The organism is Mycobacterium sp. WMMD1722 (assembly GCF_049315205.1).
In the GTDB taxonomy this organism is placed as follows: domain Bacteria; phylum Actinomycetota; class Actinomycetes; order Mycobacteriales; family Mycobacteriaceae; genus Mycobacterium.
The window spans coordinates 3,325,970-3,340,702 of sequence record NZ_CP186056.1 but is presented as its reverse complement, the minus strand read 5'-3'; the positions used below and the strand labels follow the sequence as shown (position 1 = coordinate 3,340,702).

Annotated in this window: 16 protein-coding genes; 4 read left to right on the top strand and 12 right to left on the bottom strand. The window is 68.6% G+C overall.

The window, feature by feature from the left end; genetic code table 11:
- Nucleotide 1 precedes the first annotated feature (1 nt).
- From ACN27E_RS16015 to ACN27E_RS15995, 5 genes are all read right to left on the bottom strand, one after another.
- Nucleotides 2-163, bottom strand: a complete 162-nt coding sequence (locus ACN27E_RS16015) for a hypothetical protein (protein WP_422742910.1) — start codon at nt 161-163, stop codon at nt 2-4.
- Between the two features lie 102 nt (nt 164-265).
- Nucleotides 266-1,021, bottom strand: coding sequence for a succinate dehydrogenase/fumarate reductase iron-sulfur subunit (locus ACN27E_RS16010; RefSeq protein ID WP_422742909.1), 756 nt, complete (start codon nt 1,019-1,021; stop codon nt 266-268).
- Nucleotides 1,021-2,943, bottom strand: a complete 1,923-nt coding sequence (locus ACN27E_RS16005) for a fumarate reductase/succinate dehydrogenase flavoprotein subunit (protein ID WP_422742907.1) — start codon at nt 2,941-2,943, stop codon at nt 1,021-1,023. Before ACN27E_RS16005 ends, ACN27E_RS16010 begins: the two co-directional genes overlap by 1 nt.
- 56 nt (nt 2,944-2,999) lie before the next feature.
- Nucleotides 3,000-3,818 carry a hypothetical protein gene (locus tag ACN27E_RS16000; protein WP_422742905.1) on the bottom strand — a complete coding sequence of 273 codons (819 nt, stop codon included), beginning with the start codon at nt 3,816-3,818 and terminating at the stop codon, nt 3,000-3,002.
- Between the two features lie 88 nt (nt 3,819-3,906).
- Complete coding sequence (locus ACN27E_RS15995) at nt 3,907-4,203, bottom strand: hypothetical protein (RefSeq protein ID WP_422742904.1); 297 nt, start codon at nt 4,201-4,203, stop codon at nt 3,907-3,909.
- A gap of 111 nt (nt 4,204-4,314) precedes the next feature.
- On the opposite strand from ACN27E_RS15995, the gene ACN27E_RS15990 reads away from it, so the two are divergent.
- Entirely contained in the window at nt 4,315-5,073 is a 759-nt protein-coding gene (locus tag ACN27E_RS15990) for an isocitrate lyase/PEP mutase family protein (RefSeq protein ID WP_422742902.1), read from the top strand.
- A gap of 74 nt (nt 5,074-5,147) precedes the next feature.
- Here ACN27E_RS15990 and ACN27E_RS15985 read toward each other — a convergent pair whose 3' ends face one another.
- Entirely contained in the window at nt 5,148-5,591 is a 444-nt protein-coding gene (locus tag ACN27E_RS15985; RefSeq protein ID WP_422742901.1) for an Hsp20/alpha crystallin family protein, read from the bottom strand.
- Between the two features lie 202 nt (nt 5,592-5,793).
- Here ACN27E_RS15985 and nirB point away from each other — a divergent pair, with 202 nt between their 5' ends.
- Together nirB and nirD are read left to right on the top strand one after the other, a co-directional pair.
- A complete protein-coding gene (gene nirB / locus ACN27E_RS15980; protein ID WP_422742900.1) occupies nt 5,794-8,358 on the top strand; it encodes a nitrite reductase large subunit NirB in 2,565 nt (854 codons plus the stop codon).
- Nucleotides 8,355-8,714 carry a nitrite reductase small subunit NirD gene (gene nirD, locus ACN27E_RS15975; RefSeq protein WP_422742899.1) on the top strand — a complete coding sequence of 120 codons (360 nt, stop codon included), beginning with the start codon at nt 8,355-8,357 and terminating at the stop codon, nt 8,712-8,714. The genes nirB and nirD overlap by 4 nt, the downstream gene beginning before the upstream one ends.
- Nucleotides 8,715-8,717: 3 nt before the next feature.
- Here the strand turns inward: nirD and ACN27E_RS15970 are convergent, their stop codons facing one another.
- Nucleotides 8,718-9,287, bottom strand: a complete 570-nt coding sequence (locus tag ACN27E_RS15970; protein WP_422742898.1) for a DUF2231 domain-containing protein — start codon at nt 9,285-9,287, stop codon at nt 8,718-8,720.
- 39 nt (nt 9,288-9,326) lie between these two features.
- Between ACN27E_RS15970 and ACN27E_RS15965 the strand changes: the two genes are divergently transcribed.
- Nucleotides 9,327-9,878: a hypothetical protein gene (locus tag ACN27E_RS15965; protein WP_422742897.1), complete on the top strand. Its 552-nt coding sequence runs from the start codon at nt 9,327-9,329 to the stop codon at nt 9,876-9,878.
- Here ACN27E_RS15965 and ACN27E_RS15960 read toward each other — a convergent pair.
- The 5 genes from ACN27E_RS15960 to ACN27E_RS15940 all read right to left on the bottom strand — a co-directional run bounded on the left by ACN27E_RS15960 (nt 9,861) and on the right by ACN27E_RS15940 (nt 14,728).
- Nucleotides 9,861-10,544 carry a sirohydrochlorin chelatase gene (locus ACN27E_RS15960; protein WP_422742896.1) on the bottom strand — a complete coding sequence of 228 codons (684 nt, stop codon included), beginning with the start codon at nt 10,542-10,544 and terminating at the stop codon, nt 9,861-9,863. The two genes, ACN27E_RS15965 and ACN27E_RS15960, sit on opposite strands and share 18 nt — an antisense overlap.
- Entirely contained in the window at nt 10,541-11,677 is a 1,137-nt protein-coding gene (locus ACN27E_RS15955) for a uroporphyrinogen-III synthase (protein WP_422742894.1), read from the bottom strand. Before ACN27E_RS15955 ends, ACN27E_RS15960 begins: the two co-directional genes overlap by 4 nt.
- 35 nt (nt 11,678-11,712) lie before the next feature.
- Nucleotides 11,713-13,113: a nitrate/nitrite transporter gene (locus tag ACN27E_RS15950; protein ID WP_422742893.1), complete on the bottom strand. Its 1,401-nt coding sequence runs from the start codon at nt 13,111-13,113 to the stop codon at nt 11,713-11,715.
- A 100-nt stretch (nt 13,114-13,213) separates the two neighbouring features.
- The gene (locus ACN27E_RS15945) at nt 13,214-13,786 is read right to left on the bottom strand and encodes a GNAT family N-acetyltransferase (RefSeq protein ID WP_422742891.1); all 573 of its coding nucleotides are present in this window, start codon (nt 13,784-13,786) and stop codon (nt 13,214-13,216) included.
- A 51-nt stretch (nt 13,787-13,837) separates the two neighbouring features.
- Nucleotides 13,838-14,728 (bottom strand): 5-oxoprolinase/urea amidolyase family protein, encoded by an 891-nt coding sequence (locus ACN27E_RS15940; RefSeq protein WP_422742890.1) that lies wholly within the window; start codon nt 14,726-14,728, stop codon nt 13,838-13,840.
- Nucleotides 14,729-14,733: the final 5 nt, after the last annotated feature.

The following is a 14,733-nucleotide window of genomic DNA, read 5'->3' as shown; positions in this document are numbered from 1 at the left end:
GTCACGGCCGGTCGGCCAGCTCCTCGCGGTAATGCTGGACGCGCTGGTCGAGCTCTTTGGCGTCGGCCGATCGGCCTTCCCGGCGGGCCAGGTCGGCGCGGACGGACAGCTCCCGGATCGCGGTGCGAATGTCGTTGACACTATGGGTCTTTGACAGGTTCACGGCGCTACCTTTCGTCGTTGATCAGCAGCTGTACCCGAGGCTACTCGCCCGCGTCGAGGAGTGCCTAGCGGTTGCGCCGGCTCAGGCCTCTTGTTCCGGCTCCTACCGTCGCCGGAAGAGCTTGTCGCCGAGCCAGACCACCGGGTCGTATTTGCGATCGGCGGCGCGCTCCTTCATCGGGATCAGCGCATTGTCGGTGATCTTGATGTGTTCGGGGCACACCTCGGTGCAGCATTTGGTGATGTTGCAGAAGCCGAGACCGTGCTGCTCCTGCGCATCCTCGGCGCGCCGTTCGTGCACGTCGAGCGGGTGCATGTCCAGTTCGGCCTGACGCATCAGGAACCGCGGACCGGCGAACGCCTTCTTGTTCTCCTCGTGGTCACGCACCACGTGGCAGACGTTCTGGCACAGGAAGCATTCGATGCACTTGCGGAACTCCTGGCTGCGGTTCACGTCCTCCTGGGCCATCCGGTATTCACCGGGCTGCAGGTCCTTGGGCGGGGTGAACGCCGGGATCTCCCTGGCCTTCTCGTAGTTGAAGCTGACGTCGGTCACCAGATCGCGGATCACCGGGAAGGTCCGCAACGGGGTGACGGTGACGGTTTCGTTCTCGTCGAACGTCGACATCCGCGTCATACACGCCAACCGCGGGCGGCCGTTGATCTCCACCGAGCACGAACCACACTTGCCGGCCTTGCAGTTCCAGCGCACCGCGAGATCACCGGTCTGGGTCTGCTGCAGCCGGTGGATGATGTCGAGGACCACTTCGCCCTCGTTCACCTCGACGGTGTAGTCCTGCAGCGCACCACCGTCGGCGTCGCCGCGCCAGACCCGCATGCTCGCGTTGTAGGTGCCCATCACTTGCTCCGTTCGGGATGCTCGGCGATTTCGGGATCGGTGTAGTACTTCTCCAGCTCGGAGAGCTCGAAACACCCGAGCAGATCCGGGCGCATCTTGGGCTGGGGTTCCTTGGTCACGCCGACGTCCGGGACGACGGGATCGTCACCCTCGACGCGGCAGACCAGCAGGGTGTTGCGCCAGTTCGCGTCCATCGCCGGGTAGTCGTCGCGGGTGTGGCCGCCCCGGCTCTCGGTGCGGGTCAGCGCGGCCTTGGCGACACATTCGCTGACCAACAGCATGTTGCGCAGGTCGATCGCGAGGTGCCAGCCGGGGTTGAAGTGGCGGTCGCCTTCGACCTTCATCTTCTTGAACCGTTCGCGCAGCTCGTCGAGTTTGGCCAGCGCCTCGTTGATCTCGTCTTCCTTGCGGATGATGCCGACGAGCTCGTTCATCGTGTCCTGCAGGTCGAGCTGCACGGTGTAGGGGTTCTCCGGCTGGTCACCGTTGGACGGACCCTCGAACGGGTGCAGCGCCATCTTCACGGCGACGTCGAGCGCCTCCTGGGAGATGGTCGGCCGGTCGGAGAGCGCGCGCACGTAATCGGAGGCGCCCAGACCGGCGCGGCGGCCGAACACCAGCAGATCCGACAGCGAGTTGCCGCCCAGGCGGTTGCTGCCGTGCATCCCGCCCGCGCACTCACCGGCGGCGAACAGCCCCGGTGTCGCGGCGGCCGCGGTGTCCGGATCGACCTCGATGCCGCCCATCACGTAGTGGCAGGTCGGCCCGACCTCCATCTCGTCGGTGGTGATGTCGACCTCGGCGAGCTCCATGAACTGGTGGTACATCGACGGCAGCCGGCGTTTGATCTCCTCGGTGGAGATGCGCGACGCGATGTCGAGGTAGACGCCGCCGTGCGGGGTCCCGCGGCCCTCTTTGACCTCGGTGTTGATGGCGCGGGCGACCTCGTCGCGGGGGAGCAGGTCAGGGGTGCGGCGTGCGGAGTCGTTGTCCTTGAGCCACTGGTCGGCCTCTTCCTCGGTCTCGGCGTACTGGCCTTTGAAGACGTCCGGGATGTAGTCGAACATGAACCGCTTGCCCTCGGAGTTCTTCAGCACCCCGCCGTCGCCGCGCACACCCTCGGTGACGAGGATGCCCTTGACGCTGGGCGGCCAGACCATCCCGGTGGGGTGGAACTGGATGAACTCCATGTTGATCAGCGTCGACCCGGCCCGCAGGGCGAGTGCGTGTCCGTCGCCGGTGTACTCCCAGGAGTTCGACGACACCTTGAACGATTTGCCGATGCCGCCGGTGGCCAGTACCACCGCGGGCGCCTCGAAGAGGATGAACTTGCCGCTCTCGCGCCAGTAGGCCAGGGCACCCGCGATCCGGTCCCCGTCTTTGATCAGGTCGGTGACCGTGCACTCGTGGAAGACCCGGATCCGGGCGTCGTAGTCGCCGAGTTCGGCCTTGTCCTCCTGCTGTAGCGAGACGATCTTCTGCTGCAGCGTGCGGATGATCTCCAGGCCGGTGCGGTCACCGACGTGGGCCAGGCGGGCGTAGGTGTGGCCGCCGAAGTTGCGCTGGCTGATCTTGCCGTCCTTGGTGCGGTCGAACAGCGCGCCGTAGGTCTCGAGTTCCCAGACCCGGTCGGGGGCCTCCTGCGCGTGCAGTTCGGCCATCCGCCAGTTGTTGAGGAATTTGCCGCCGCGCATGGTGTCGGCGAAGTGGACCTGCCAGGTGTCCTTGGGGTTGGCGTTCTTCATCGCCGCCGCGCAGCCGCCCTCGGCCATCACGGTGTGCGCCTTGCCGAACAGCGACTTGCACACCACGGCCACCCGCAGTCCGCGCTGACGCGCTTCGATCACCGCGCGCAACCCAGCGCCGCCGGCACCTATGACGATGACGTCGTACTGGTGGCGTTCAATTTCGGCCTCAGCCATCAATCCTCACTCATCTGACGTTCTTTATCGCGAAACTCGTTGCTGCCCTGGATGTGTCAGCCGATGAACCGCAGATCGGAAATGGCGCCGCTGGACACCAGCATGACGTAGAAATCGGTGAGCATCAGCGTGCCGAGGGTGACCCACGCGTACAGCTTGTGCCGGGTGTTGAGCCGGCTGACCTGCGTCCACATCCAGTACCGGACCGGGTGCTTGGAGAAATGCTTGAGCCGTCCGCCCACCACGTGCCGGCAGGAGTGACACGAAATCGTGTACACCCACAGCATCACCACGTTGACCACGAGAATGACGTTGCCCAGACCGAACCCGAAACCGCTCGGGGAGTGGAAGGCGATGATCGCGTCGTAGGTGTTGATCACCGAGATGATGGCCGCGATGTAGAAGAAATAGCGGTGGGTGTTCTGGATGATCAGCGGGAACCGGGTCTCACCGGTGTAGGTGGCGTGCGGCTCGGCGACCGCGCAGGCGGTGGGCGCCTGCCACACCGACCGGTAGTAGGCGCCGCGGTAGTAGTAGCAGGTCAGTCGGAACAGCAGGAGGAACGGCAGCGACAGCGCGGCGTAGGGCAGCCACCACACGTCGGGCAGGAACTGGCCGAAGTGGCTGGCCTCCGGGGTGCACCCGGTGCTCACACACGGCGAGTAGAACGGCGTCAGGTAGTGGTAGTCGGCGACGTAGTACCACTTCTGCATGAACGCCCGCACGGTCGCGTAGATGACGAACGCGGCGAAACCCAGGTCGACCACCAGCGGTGACTGCCACCACCGGTCGGTGCGCAGCGTGCGCTGCGGAATCTGAGCACGTGTCGGTGAGAAGACGCCGTTGCCTTCCCGGTCGGCGGTGGGTGCGCTCACGGTTGCCTTTCGCAGATCGGTCGAGGGCGGGCATGGTGGGGCGGCCCGCGGGAATGTGGTCGGAGCGAACCGGCAGGCCCGCGCGAGGTCAACGGGTTCCGCCGAGCCCTTCGTCGTCGACGCCGCGCCAGAAGTCGGAGTCGTACTGGGTGTCGGGGATCGGGATCTTCTCGCCGACATGGTGGTGCCGACTCAGGCCGCGGCCGAGTTCGAGTTCCTCGGCGTCGATGTCGAGACGGTCGATGTCGTTGAGGATGCGTTCGGCGTCGTTGACGATGCGTCGCATGGCCGGCGAGTCCCCGTAGCGGGAGGCCAGCGATGTGACGCAACGCCGAAGACCGCCGATGAGCTCGTGCAGTTCCGCGAATTCGGTGGTGCTGGACAAATTGACCTCCTTGGGCTGAAGGGTGTCTCGGATCACAGTACGCACTCGATGCTAGCCACATCACGGACTTAACAGTGAGACAGATCACGTCGGCGGCGGCAGGATGTGGGGGTGACCGACACCGATCTGGACCAGCGCGCGACCACCCTGCTCGAACTGCACCGACCCGGCAATCCGGTGGTCCTGCCCACCGTGTGGGACGCCTGGTCGGCCCGGCTCGCGGTGGACGCGGGCTTCGCCGCGCTGACGGTCGGCAGCCATCCGGTCGCCGATTCGGTCGGGCGCGCCGACAACGAGGGCATGACGTTCGACGAACTGCTGACCCGCGTCAAGCAGATCACCGAGTCGGTGGATGTGCCGGTCTCGGTCGACATCGAGTCCGGTTACGCGCAGCCGGCACAGCGGCTGATCGACGGGTTGTTGTCGGTGGGCGCGGTCGGCCTGAACATCGAGGACACCGTGCACAGCGACGGCGGCCGGTTGCGCGGGTCGGCCGAACATGCCGAACTGGTGGGCGCGCTGCGGTCGGCGGCCGACGCCGCGGGCGTCCACGTCGTGGTCAACGCCCGCACCGATCTCTTCCTGCGCAAGGACGGCGACGAGTCAGACCGCACCGACCGCGCGATCGCCCGGCTCAAGGAGGCCGCCGCGGCCGGGGCCGACGTGCTCTACCCGGTGGGCCGGCACGACGACGACACCATGCGCCGACTGACCTCGGAGCTACCGCTGCCGGTCAACGCGATCGGTATCCCGGACTCCGACGACCCGGCGTCCTTCGGTCCGCTCGGGGTCGCCCGCATCAGCTTCGGGCCGTTCCTGCAGGCGGCGCTGGCCGCGCGGGCCAACGAGATCCTGGGCCGCTGGGGCTGAGGCTGCCCCGCGCGAGCAGACACAAAAGCCCCGCAACACCGGCGTGTTACGGGGCTTTTGTGTCTGCTCGACGGCTACTTGCTGTCGATCGCGATGCGCTGAGGCTGGCTGCCCGCATAGGCGCCCGCCACGCGGACGGTCAGCACGCCCGCGTCATATGCCGCGGAGATGGCCTCGCCGGTCACGTGCTGCGGCAGCGCGAAGCTGCGCCGGAACGCGCCGTACCGCACCTCCTGCAGGGTCCGGCCGTCCTTGTGCTCGCCGCGCTCGTCGCGCCGCTCACCGTGGATGACCAGACGGCCGCGATCGATCTCGACGGTCACGTCCTTCTCGACGTCGACACCGGGCAGTTCGACCCGGACCACCGCATCGTCACCGTCCTTGGTGATCTCGGCGGCCGGTCGGAAACCGCTGCCGGCCGGCCCGCCCAGCCAGTCGTTGGCGGCCGCCGGACCGAAGAAGTCCCGTACCCAGCGGTCCAGATCCCAGGCCGGCGTCCGCAAAGCCACGTTGCTCATGTGCACTCCTCGCTCGTCGTCCGACCGGCCCCGCGCCGGTCGCTACCCTCAATAACTTGAGCGGGAGGCACTCATGTTCCACCTGCACGTTCGCCGTGGGCGAACCGGCTCACAGGGGGCCGACGGCGAAGGTGAGCACACCGTGATGGGGCCTTCACACGAGGCGACATCGCCGCAATATCGGCTTTCTAGGTTGATCGGTATGTCTGCAACGAAGGACGTCGTCGTCGTCGGTCACGGCATGGTCGGGCATCGGTTCGTCGAAGCGCTGCGCTCCCGCGATGACACCGGCACCTGGCGGATCACCGTCCTCGCCGAGGAGGGTGACGCCGCCTACGACCGCGTCGGTCTGACCGGCTACACCGAACACTGGGATCGCACGAAGCTGGCATTGCCCGGTAACGACTACGCCGGCGACGACCTGATCGACCTGCGGTTGGGCAGTCGGGTCACCGGCATCGACCGCCGGGCCCGCACCGTGCGGACCGCCGACGGCGACGACGTCGGATACGACGCGCTGGTCTTGGCGACCGGGTCGTATGCCTTCGTGCCCCCGGTGCCGGGCCGGGATCTCCCGCAGTGCCACGTGTACCGCACGCTCGACGATCTGGACGCCATCCGGGCCGGCGCGCAGGCCGCGCTCGCGACGAAGAAGCCGGTCGGCGTGGTGATCGGCGGCGGTCTGCTCGGCCTGGAGGCCGCGAATGCGCTGCGGGCCTTCGGCCTGCAGACCCACGTCCTGGAGATGTCCCCGCATCTGATGGCCGCGCAGCTCGACGAGGCCGGCGGCGCGGTGTTGACCCGGATGATCAGGGGTCTGGGCATCGAGGTGCACACCGGGGTGAGCACCAGGATGATCGTGCCCGCCCAGCGAAACCAGCCGCTGCGCAAGGCCAGCTCCGACGATGCGGTGCGGGTGACGCTCGATGACGGCAGCAGCATCGACGCCGGCGTGGTCATCTTCGCCGCCGGTGTGCGGCCGCGTGACCAGTTGGCCCGCGACGCCGGCCTGGCGGTCGCCCAACGCGGCGGTGTGCTGACCGACCGGTCCTGTGTCACCGATGATCCCGACATCTACGCGATCGGCGAAGTGGCCGCGATCGACGGCCGCTGCTATGGGCTGGTGGGTCCGGGGTACACCAGCGCCGAGGTGGTCGCCGACCGGCTGCTCGGCGGTGCCGCCGAATTCGGTGAGGCCGACATGTCCACCAAGCTCAAGCTTCTCGGTGTCGACGTGGCCAGTTTCGGCGATGCAAAAGGACACACCCCGGGCAGTCTCGAGGTCGTGGTCAACGATCCGGTCAAGCAGACCTACGCCAAGCTGGTGCTCTCCGATGACGCCAAGACCTTGCTCGGCGGCATCCTGGTCGGCGACGCGTCGGCCTACGGGGTGCTGCGGCCGATGGTCGCCAGCGAGCTTCCCGGTGACCCGCTTTCGCTGATCGCACCGGCCGGATCAGGTTCCGGCGCAGGCGGTCTGGGGGTCGGCGCCCTGCCGGACATCGCGCAGATCTGCTCCTGCAACAACGTCACCAAGGGTGATCTGAAGGACGCCATCTGCGGGGGCTGCACCGATGTCGCCGGACTGAAGAAGTGCACGCTCGCGGGTACGTCGTGCGGTTCGTGTGTGCCGCTGCTCAAACAGTTGCTCGACGCCGAGGGGGTCGAGCAGAGCAAGGCGCTGTGCGAACACTTCGGTCAGTCGCGCGCCGAACTGTTCGAGATCATCTCGGCCACCGAGATCCGCACCTTCTCCGGTCTGCTGGAGCGCTTCGGCACCGGAAAGGGTTGTGACATCTGCAAACCCGTCGTCGCCTCCATTCTCGCGTCGACGGGTTCGGAGCACATCCTCGACGGCGAACAGGCCTCGCTGCAGGACAGCAACGACCACTTCCTGGCCAACATCCAGCGCAACGGCAGTTATTCGGTGGTGCCGCGGGTACCCGGTGGTGACATCAGACCCGAACACCTCATCCTGATCGGCGAGATCGCCAAGGACTTCGGTTTGTACACGAAGATCACCGGCGGTCAGCGGATCGACATGTTCGGCGCCACGGTCGACCAGCTGCCCGAGATCTGGCGTCGGCTGGTCGAGGGCGGGATGGAATCCGGTCAGGCCTACGGTAAGTCGCTGCGGACCGTCAAGAGTTGTGTGGGCAGCGACTGGTGCCGCTTCGGACAGCAGGATTCGGTGCAGATGGCGATCAACCTCGAGCTGCGCTACCGCGGCCTGCGATCCCCGCACAAGATCAAGATGGGGGTGTCGGGATGCGCGCGCGAATGCGCCGAGGCGCGCGGCAAGGATGTCGGGGTGATCGCCACCGAGACCGGCTGGAACCTCTACGTCGGCGGCAACGGGGGTATGACCCCCAGACACGCGCAGTTGCTGGCCGGGGATCTGGACGACGAGACGCTGGTGCACTACATCGACCGATTCCTGATGTTCTACATTCGCACCGCCGACCGGCTGCAGCGCACCGCACCGTGGGTCGAGCAGGTGGGGCTCGACCATCTGCGCGAGGTGATCTGTGACGACTCCCTCGGGCTGGCAACTGAATTCGAGGCGGCGATGCAGCGCCACGTCGACGGATACGCCTGTGAATGGAAGGGCGTGCTCGACGACCCCGACAAGCTCTCGCGCTTCGTGTCGTTCGTCAACGCCCCGGACGTCGCCGATCCGACGGTCAGGTTCACCGAGAGCGCCGGCCGCAAAGTGCCGGTACCGATCGGCATGCCCACCGTCCGTCCCCTGCAGGAGACCCCGTGACCGTGCTGGACCACCGCACCGACGGCGACACCAGCACCTGGACGTCCGCCTGCCGCTACGACCATCTGATTCCCGGCCGCGGCGTGGGGGTACTGCTGCCCGACGGTGCTCAGGCGGCGCTGTTCCGCCTCGACGACGGATCACTGCACGCGATCGGCAACATCGACCCCTGCTCCGGCGCCGCGGTGATGTCGCGCGGGTTGACCGGTGACCGGGCCGGACGCGCCATCGTCGCATCGCCGATCAAGAAGCAGGCTTTCGCCTTCGACGACGGCAGCTGCCTCGATGACCCCGCGGTGTCCGTGCCGGTGTACCGCACCCGCATCGTGGACGGCCGGGTGGACATCGCGACATAGACCTCAGGCGGCGCGCAGATGCTCGATCGGGCTGCGGTTGCGCAATGCGCGGGCGGGCTGCCACCGGAACATGCCGGCGCCCTGGGCGTAGGACAGGTGCCCACCCAGCGCACCGCCGACGCTGATCGCCGTCAGCGCCAGCACACTGAGCGTCCTGGCACGCCGGGGTTGTTCGCGCCGGTACGCCCGGTAGGCCAGCGTGAAGAGGGTGACGCCCGCGGCGTTCGACGCGGCGTGCACCAGACCGACCCGGCGCTGGCGCCGGTCGAGCAGTGTGTAGTCCGCCCAGCCGGCGAATACGGCCGGCGGCGTCGCGATGAGGCCCGCGCCGATCAACCGGCGTGCCGTCACGGTGTCCTCGAACGCCACGTCGAACACCAACGAGGACATCCACGTGCCGATCGGCAGCGTGATCAGCAGCGGGTGCACCGGATGTCCCAGCCACGAGCCGCGCAGCACCCTGGCCAGTCCGGAGGCGTCGACCACCCGCCCCGCGGTCCGGGCACTGGCATCGGCGGCCCGGTCCAGTGCGGAGAACTCTTCGACGTGTGCCAGCAGGCGGTGCAGATCCATGGCGGGCGGTTACCCCGCCACGGTGCGGTGAATCATTGTTTGACCGCTCGCCCGGGCGGGTACCGCGCGGGCATGTTCGGTAGGGGTGATGTCAACGCGGTGTTGGAAACCCGCGTGCGGGCATCCGGGGCAGCGGCCCGGGAGCTGCGGGTGGCGCTCGACGAGATCGCCGTGGCCGCCGTGGCCGCGATCGACGGAGCCGATTACGCCGGTATCACGCTGGTCCAGGCCGATTTCGGGTTGCGCTGTCTGGCCGCTACCGATGTCCATCCGCTCATGCTGGCGAACATCGCGCGCCGGCGTCGGCAGGGTCCGTACTTCCGGTTGATGGCCGATCGTCGGCCGGTGTGCGTCGTGGATCTGACCGAGGACATCCGCTGGCCCGGTTTCGCCGCCGACGCGGCGGCCACCACACCGGTGCGATCACTGTTGGCGCAGAACGTCTTCGACGCTTCGGGTTGGTGCACCGTATTCACCCTCTACGGCGATCGGCCGGCCGCCTTCGACGCCGACACGGCGGTGCGGGTGGCGCGCTTCGGGGCCGAGTTGGCGCAGGTCCTGGCGGCTGCGCCGTCAGGCCGCGACGGGTGACCGCGCCCGGCGGAACCGACCGGCGATCAGGCGGACCAGACCCGGATGGGTGCCCAGCGGATCGGTGACGACGTCCGCGCCGCTGGCGCGCAACCGGTCCTGGAACAGCCCGTCGGCGAGCAGATAGGACGCCACCACCACCCGGCGGCCGGTGCGTCGGCGCACCGCCGCCACGGCGTCACCGATGCGCGGGGTGCCGGTGGCCGCATAGGCCGGCTCGACACGTCCGCCGGTGACCGCCGAGAGCCACGTCGCGGTGGTGTGCAGATCACGCAGCGCGTCGCGGTCCGACGTGCCCGCCGCCGCGAGAATCACCGCATCGTCGGGGCGCCATCCGGATTCGGTCAGCCGGTCGGTCAACACCTGCACCAGCCGTGGGTCGGGACCCAGCGCCGGGGTCGTCGTCACATGCGGGTGCCCGCTGGCGCGCACGTGCTCGGGGATGTCGGCGCGGACGTGGTAGCCGCGGGCCAGGAACGCCGGGACCAACACCGTGGGCCGGTCCGGCGAGGTGCGTAGCAGCTCGGCCGGGGTGGGGCCCAGGACGTCGACGAACGCCACCTCGACGGGTTGGTCGAGGGAGTCGGCGACGCGGTCGGCCAGATCGCCGACGAGCGCGACGCCGGTGGCCTTGCGGGTGCCATGGGCGACGAGGATCCGTCTCACGGGTGGTCGTCCAGGGCCAGCCGATATCCCCGTTTGACCACGGTGGCCACGATTCGCCGGTCGCCCAATGCCGCTCGTAAACGCAGCACCGCGGTCTCCACGGCGTGGGTGTCGGTGCCGCCGCCGGGCAGCGCACCGAGCAGGTCGGTCCGCGAGACCACTGCGCCGGGATGGTGGGCCAACGCCCGGATCGTGGCCATGGCCGCCGGCGACAGCGATTTGACCTTGCCGTCGACCAGGACGCAGGTGCCGCGGATCTCGAGGAGGTGCCCGGCCACCCGGACGGTGCGCGCCTGCAGCAGCGGCAGTTCATCGGTGATGTGGCGTGCCAGGGCGCCGAGGCGCATCCGTTCCGGTGCCGAGGTCGGCACCCCCAACCGGACCAGCGGCCGCGCGGTCACCGGCCCGACGCACATCGCGTGCACCGTGGTGCGCAGCGCCGCGAGCACCCGGTCGGCGATACCCAGCTCGCCGGCCCGCATCAGTACCGAGGCGACCGCGGGTGCGGAGGTGAAACTGACGGCGTCGAACTTCTCGTCGGCGATGCCCGCCACCAGCTGGTCGAATTCACCGTCCCGGGGCGCCGGTCGCCACCGGTACACCCGGATGGGGACGACGTCCGCGCCTGCGGCGCGCAGCTCGTCGAGGAATTCCGGGAACGGGTCCCACTCGTCGGTGGCGCCGTGCAGCTGTACGGCGATGCGCCGCCCGCCGATGCCGCCTTCGAGCAGATAGCGCAGCACTTCGCGCGACGACTCGGATTCGGGCGACCATTCCTCGGGCAGTCCGGCGGCACGCAGCGCGCCGGTCGCCTTGGGTCCGCGTGACACGATGCGGGCCTTCTCGAGTGCGCGGGTGAGGTCGGCGGCCACCCCCCAGCCGTCGGCGGCGGCGATCCAGCCGCGCAAGCCGATGCCGGTGGTGGCGACGACGATGTCGGGCGGCTCGTCGATCAGCGCCACGGTGTTGGCGCGCAGCTCCTCGTCGTCGGGCAGCGGCACCATCGCGATGGCGGCCGCGCTGGTCACCGCGGCCCCGCGCCGGCGCAGCAGTGCGGCCAGCTCCTCGGCTCGGCGGGCGGATGTCACCGCCACCCGGAAGCCGGTGAGCGGTGCCCAGTCAGGCTCACTCATGGTCCCCTGTCTATGCACGTCGTGTTTCGGTGGGGTTACCCGGCCATTGCCGAAGCATGTCGCTGCCGGCCGGCGGGCAGAAGTCCGGCCGGGTTGGGCCGGCGGACGTACCGGTACCAGGTGACGACCGACGCCAGGACGTAGAAGGCGGCGAAGATCCAGAACGCCGCCGTGGCCGATCCGCTACTGAGGTAGGACTGCCGCAGGGCCAGGTTGATGCCGACACCGCCCAGCGCGCCGATCGCGCCGGCAAAGCCGATCAGGGCACCCGACATGGCGCGCGACCACGCCACCCGCTGCTGTTCGTCGATGTCGAGGTGATGGCTGCGCGCTTCGAAGATCGACGGGATCATCTTGTACACCGAGCCGTTGCCGATGCCCGACAGCAGGAACAGGGCGATGAAGCCGACCACGTATCCGATCATCGTCGCCGGCCCCGCGGCGCCGGTCGCGGCGTCGTCGAGGGCGCTGACGGCGACCAGGAGGCCCGCGGCCAGGATCATGCCGGCGAACACGGCCAGCGTGACGCGGCCTCCGCCGATGCGGTCGGCGAGTTTGCCGCCGTACACCCGCGACACCGAACCGAGCAACGGGCCCAGGAATGCGATCTGCGCGGCGTGCAGCGACGCTTCGGCGGCGGTCTGCCCGCCCGCGGCGAAGTTGATCTGCAGGACCTGGCCGAAGGCGAACGCGAAGCCGATGAACGATCCGAAGGTGCCGATGTAGAGCAGCGAGATCACCCAGGTATCTCGTTGGTGCAGAATGTCTTTCATCGCCCGGGTGTCGATGCGGTGCTGTTCGAGGTTGTCCATGTAGAGCGCGGCGCCGATCCCGGCGACGGCCAGCGCAACGAGATAGACCGCACACACCCAATACGGCTGCCGGTTGCCCGCCACCGCGATGACCAGCAGACCGACCAGCTGCACCACCGGAACGCCGATATTGCCGCCGCCGGCGTTGAGGCCGAGCGCCCAACCCTTGAGCCGCTGAGGATAGAACGCGTTGATATTGGTCATCGACGAGGCGAAGTTGCCACCGCCGAAGCCGGCCAGTGCCGCGCACCACAGATAGGGCCACAGCGGCAACCCCGGATGGGCGAGCAGCACCATCGTGCCGACAGTGGGGATGAGCAGGACGAACGCCGAGAACACCGTCCAGTTGCGGCCGCCGAAGCGGGCGGTGGCCAGTGTGTAGGGGATCCGCAGAACGGCGCCGACCAGGGTGGCGGTGGCACCCAGCAGGAATTTGTCGCCGGCGGTGAAGCCGTAGACGCTCTCGGGCATGAACAGGACCATGACCGACCAGATGGACCACACCGAGAAGCCGATGTGTTCGGCCGCCACCGACCAGATCAGGTTGCGGCGCGCAATGTTCTTGTTGCCGGCCTCCCAGGCGACGGTGTCCTCGGGATCCCAGTCGGTGATGCGATGCGACATGGTCGAAACGGTAGGAAGCGCTCGTTACCCGCACGCTCTCCGCGATGACTCGTGGGTGAAATTCCGCTCACGTCGTCGCGTCGCACGGTGTGAGGACACCTCACCAGACGTCGCCGGACCGCCAGTCGCAGGTCAGTTCGGCGGTGACGTCGAGGTCGGTGCCGTTGGGCAGGACGAGCACGTCGGCGTCATCCTCGGGCGTTCGGGTCAGCCCGCCGGGCGCGAGCACCGACGTCGGTCCGCGCCACGGCACCCAGCCGCGCGCGGTGTACACCGGGCGGCCGGCTTCGGTGGTGCTGAGCGCGCCGATCCGGTAGGCGCCGCGGATGACCTGTTCGAGGGCATCCAGCACGGCGGTGCCCAGGCCCAGCCCGCGGCAATCCTCTCGGACGGCGACGGCCTCGACGTAGCCGCATCGCAGGGCGGCGCCGCGGTGCAGGAGCCGGCGTTGGACCACCGATCCGTGTGCGATCAGCGTGCCGTGGCTCCAGATGAGGGCGTGCATACCGCCGAGGGCGTGTTCCCAGTCGTCGTCGGAGAAGTCGCCGGCGAAAGCCTCGTCCAGCATCCGGCGGGCGCCGTCGATGGTCTCGAGGTCCAGATCGGCGGTGTGGACCAGCCGTGCCGTGTGCACCTCGCGGATACGGACAGCACGGGGTTCCTGCAGCTGCACACTGTCGTTCTTACCAGTGCATGCCCGAGTTGGCCGGATATTGCCCGCGCGTCAGGGCGTTCGGCGCGGCCGCGACCAGTGCAGCCGGACGGTCTGACCCGGACGGGCCTGCGCGGCCTTGTCGACGTTGTCGTCGGTGACCACACCGATCACCGGATAGCCGCCGGTGACCGGGTGGTCGGGGCCGAGGATCACCGGAAACCCGTTGGGCGGCACCTGGATCGCACCCCTGGTGGCGCCCTCGCTGGGCAGTTGACGGTCGGGCCACCGGTATTCCAGCGGCATACCGACCAGCCGCATCCCCACCCGGTCGCTGCGGTTGGTGACCTGCCAGTTGGTGTGCACCAGCACATCCGGGTCGACGAACCAGTCGTCGCGCGGCCCGGGCACCACGGCGAGTTCCAGGACGTCGGTATCGATCGCCGCCACCGGAGCCTGGTCCAGTTCGGGGAATTGGGTGCTGTGTCCGCCGACGGGCAGGGTGTCGCCGGACCGCAGGGGTTGCGGGCCGATCGCCGACATGACGTCGTAGCTGCGCGATCCGAGCACCGCGTCGACCGCGAACCCACCCCGCACCGCGAGATAGCTGCGCAGCCCCGCGTGCGGTGTGCCCAGCGAGATCACGTCGCCGTCGTGAGCATAGTGAATGCTGTTGCTGCCGAACGGCTTTCCGTTGACCGCCGGTGAGGTGTCGGCACCGGTCACCGCCACCGCGACGTCGCCGCCGTGCACCCGCGCGGTGAAGCCGCCCAGCATCACCTCGACGGTCGCGCGGTCACCCGGGTTGGCCACCAGGCGGTTGGCCAGTGTGTGTGCCCGGCGGTCGGCGGCCCCGGAGCGGGTGACGCCCAGATGTGCGAGCCCGGGACGGCCGAGGTCCTCCAGCAGGGCCAGCGGGCCGGTGTCCAGTATCTCCAGCCTGGTGGTCGTCGTGGTAGTCATGGCGG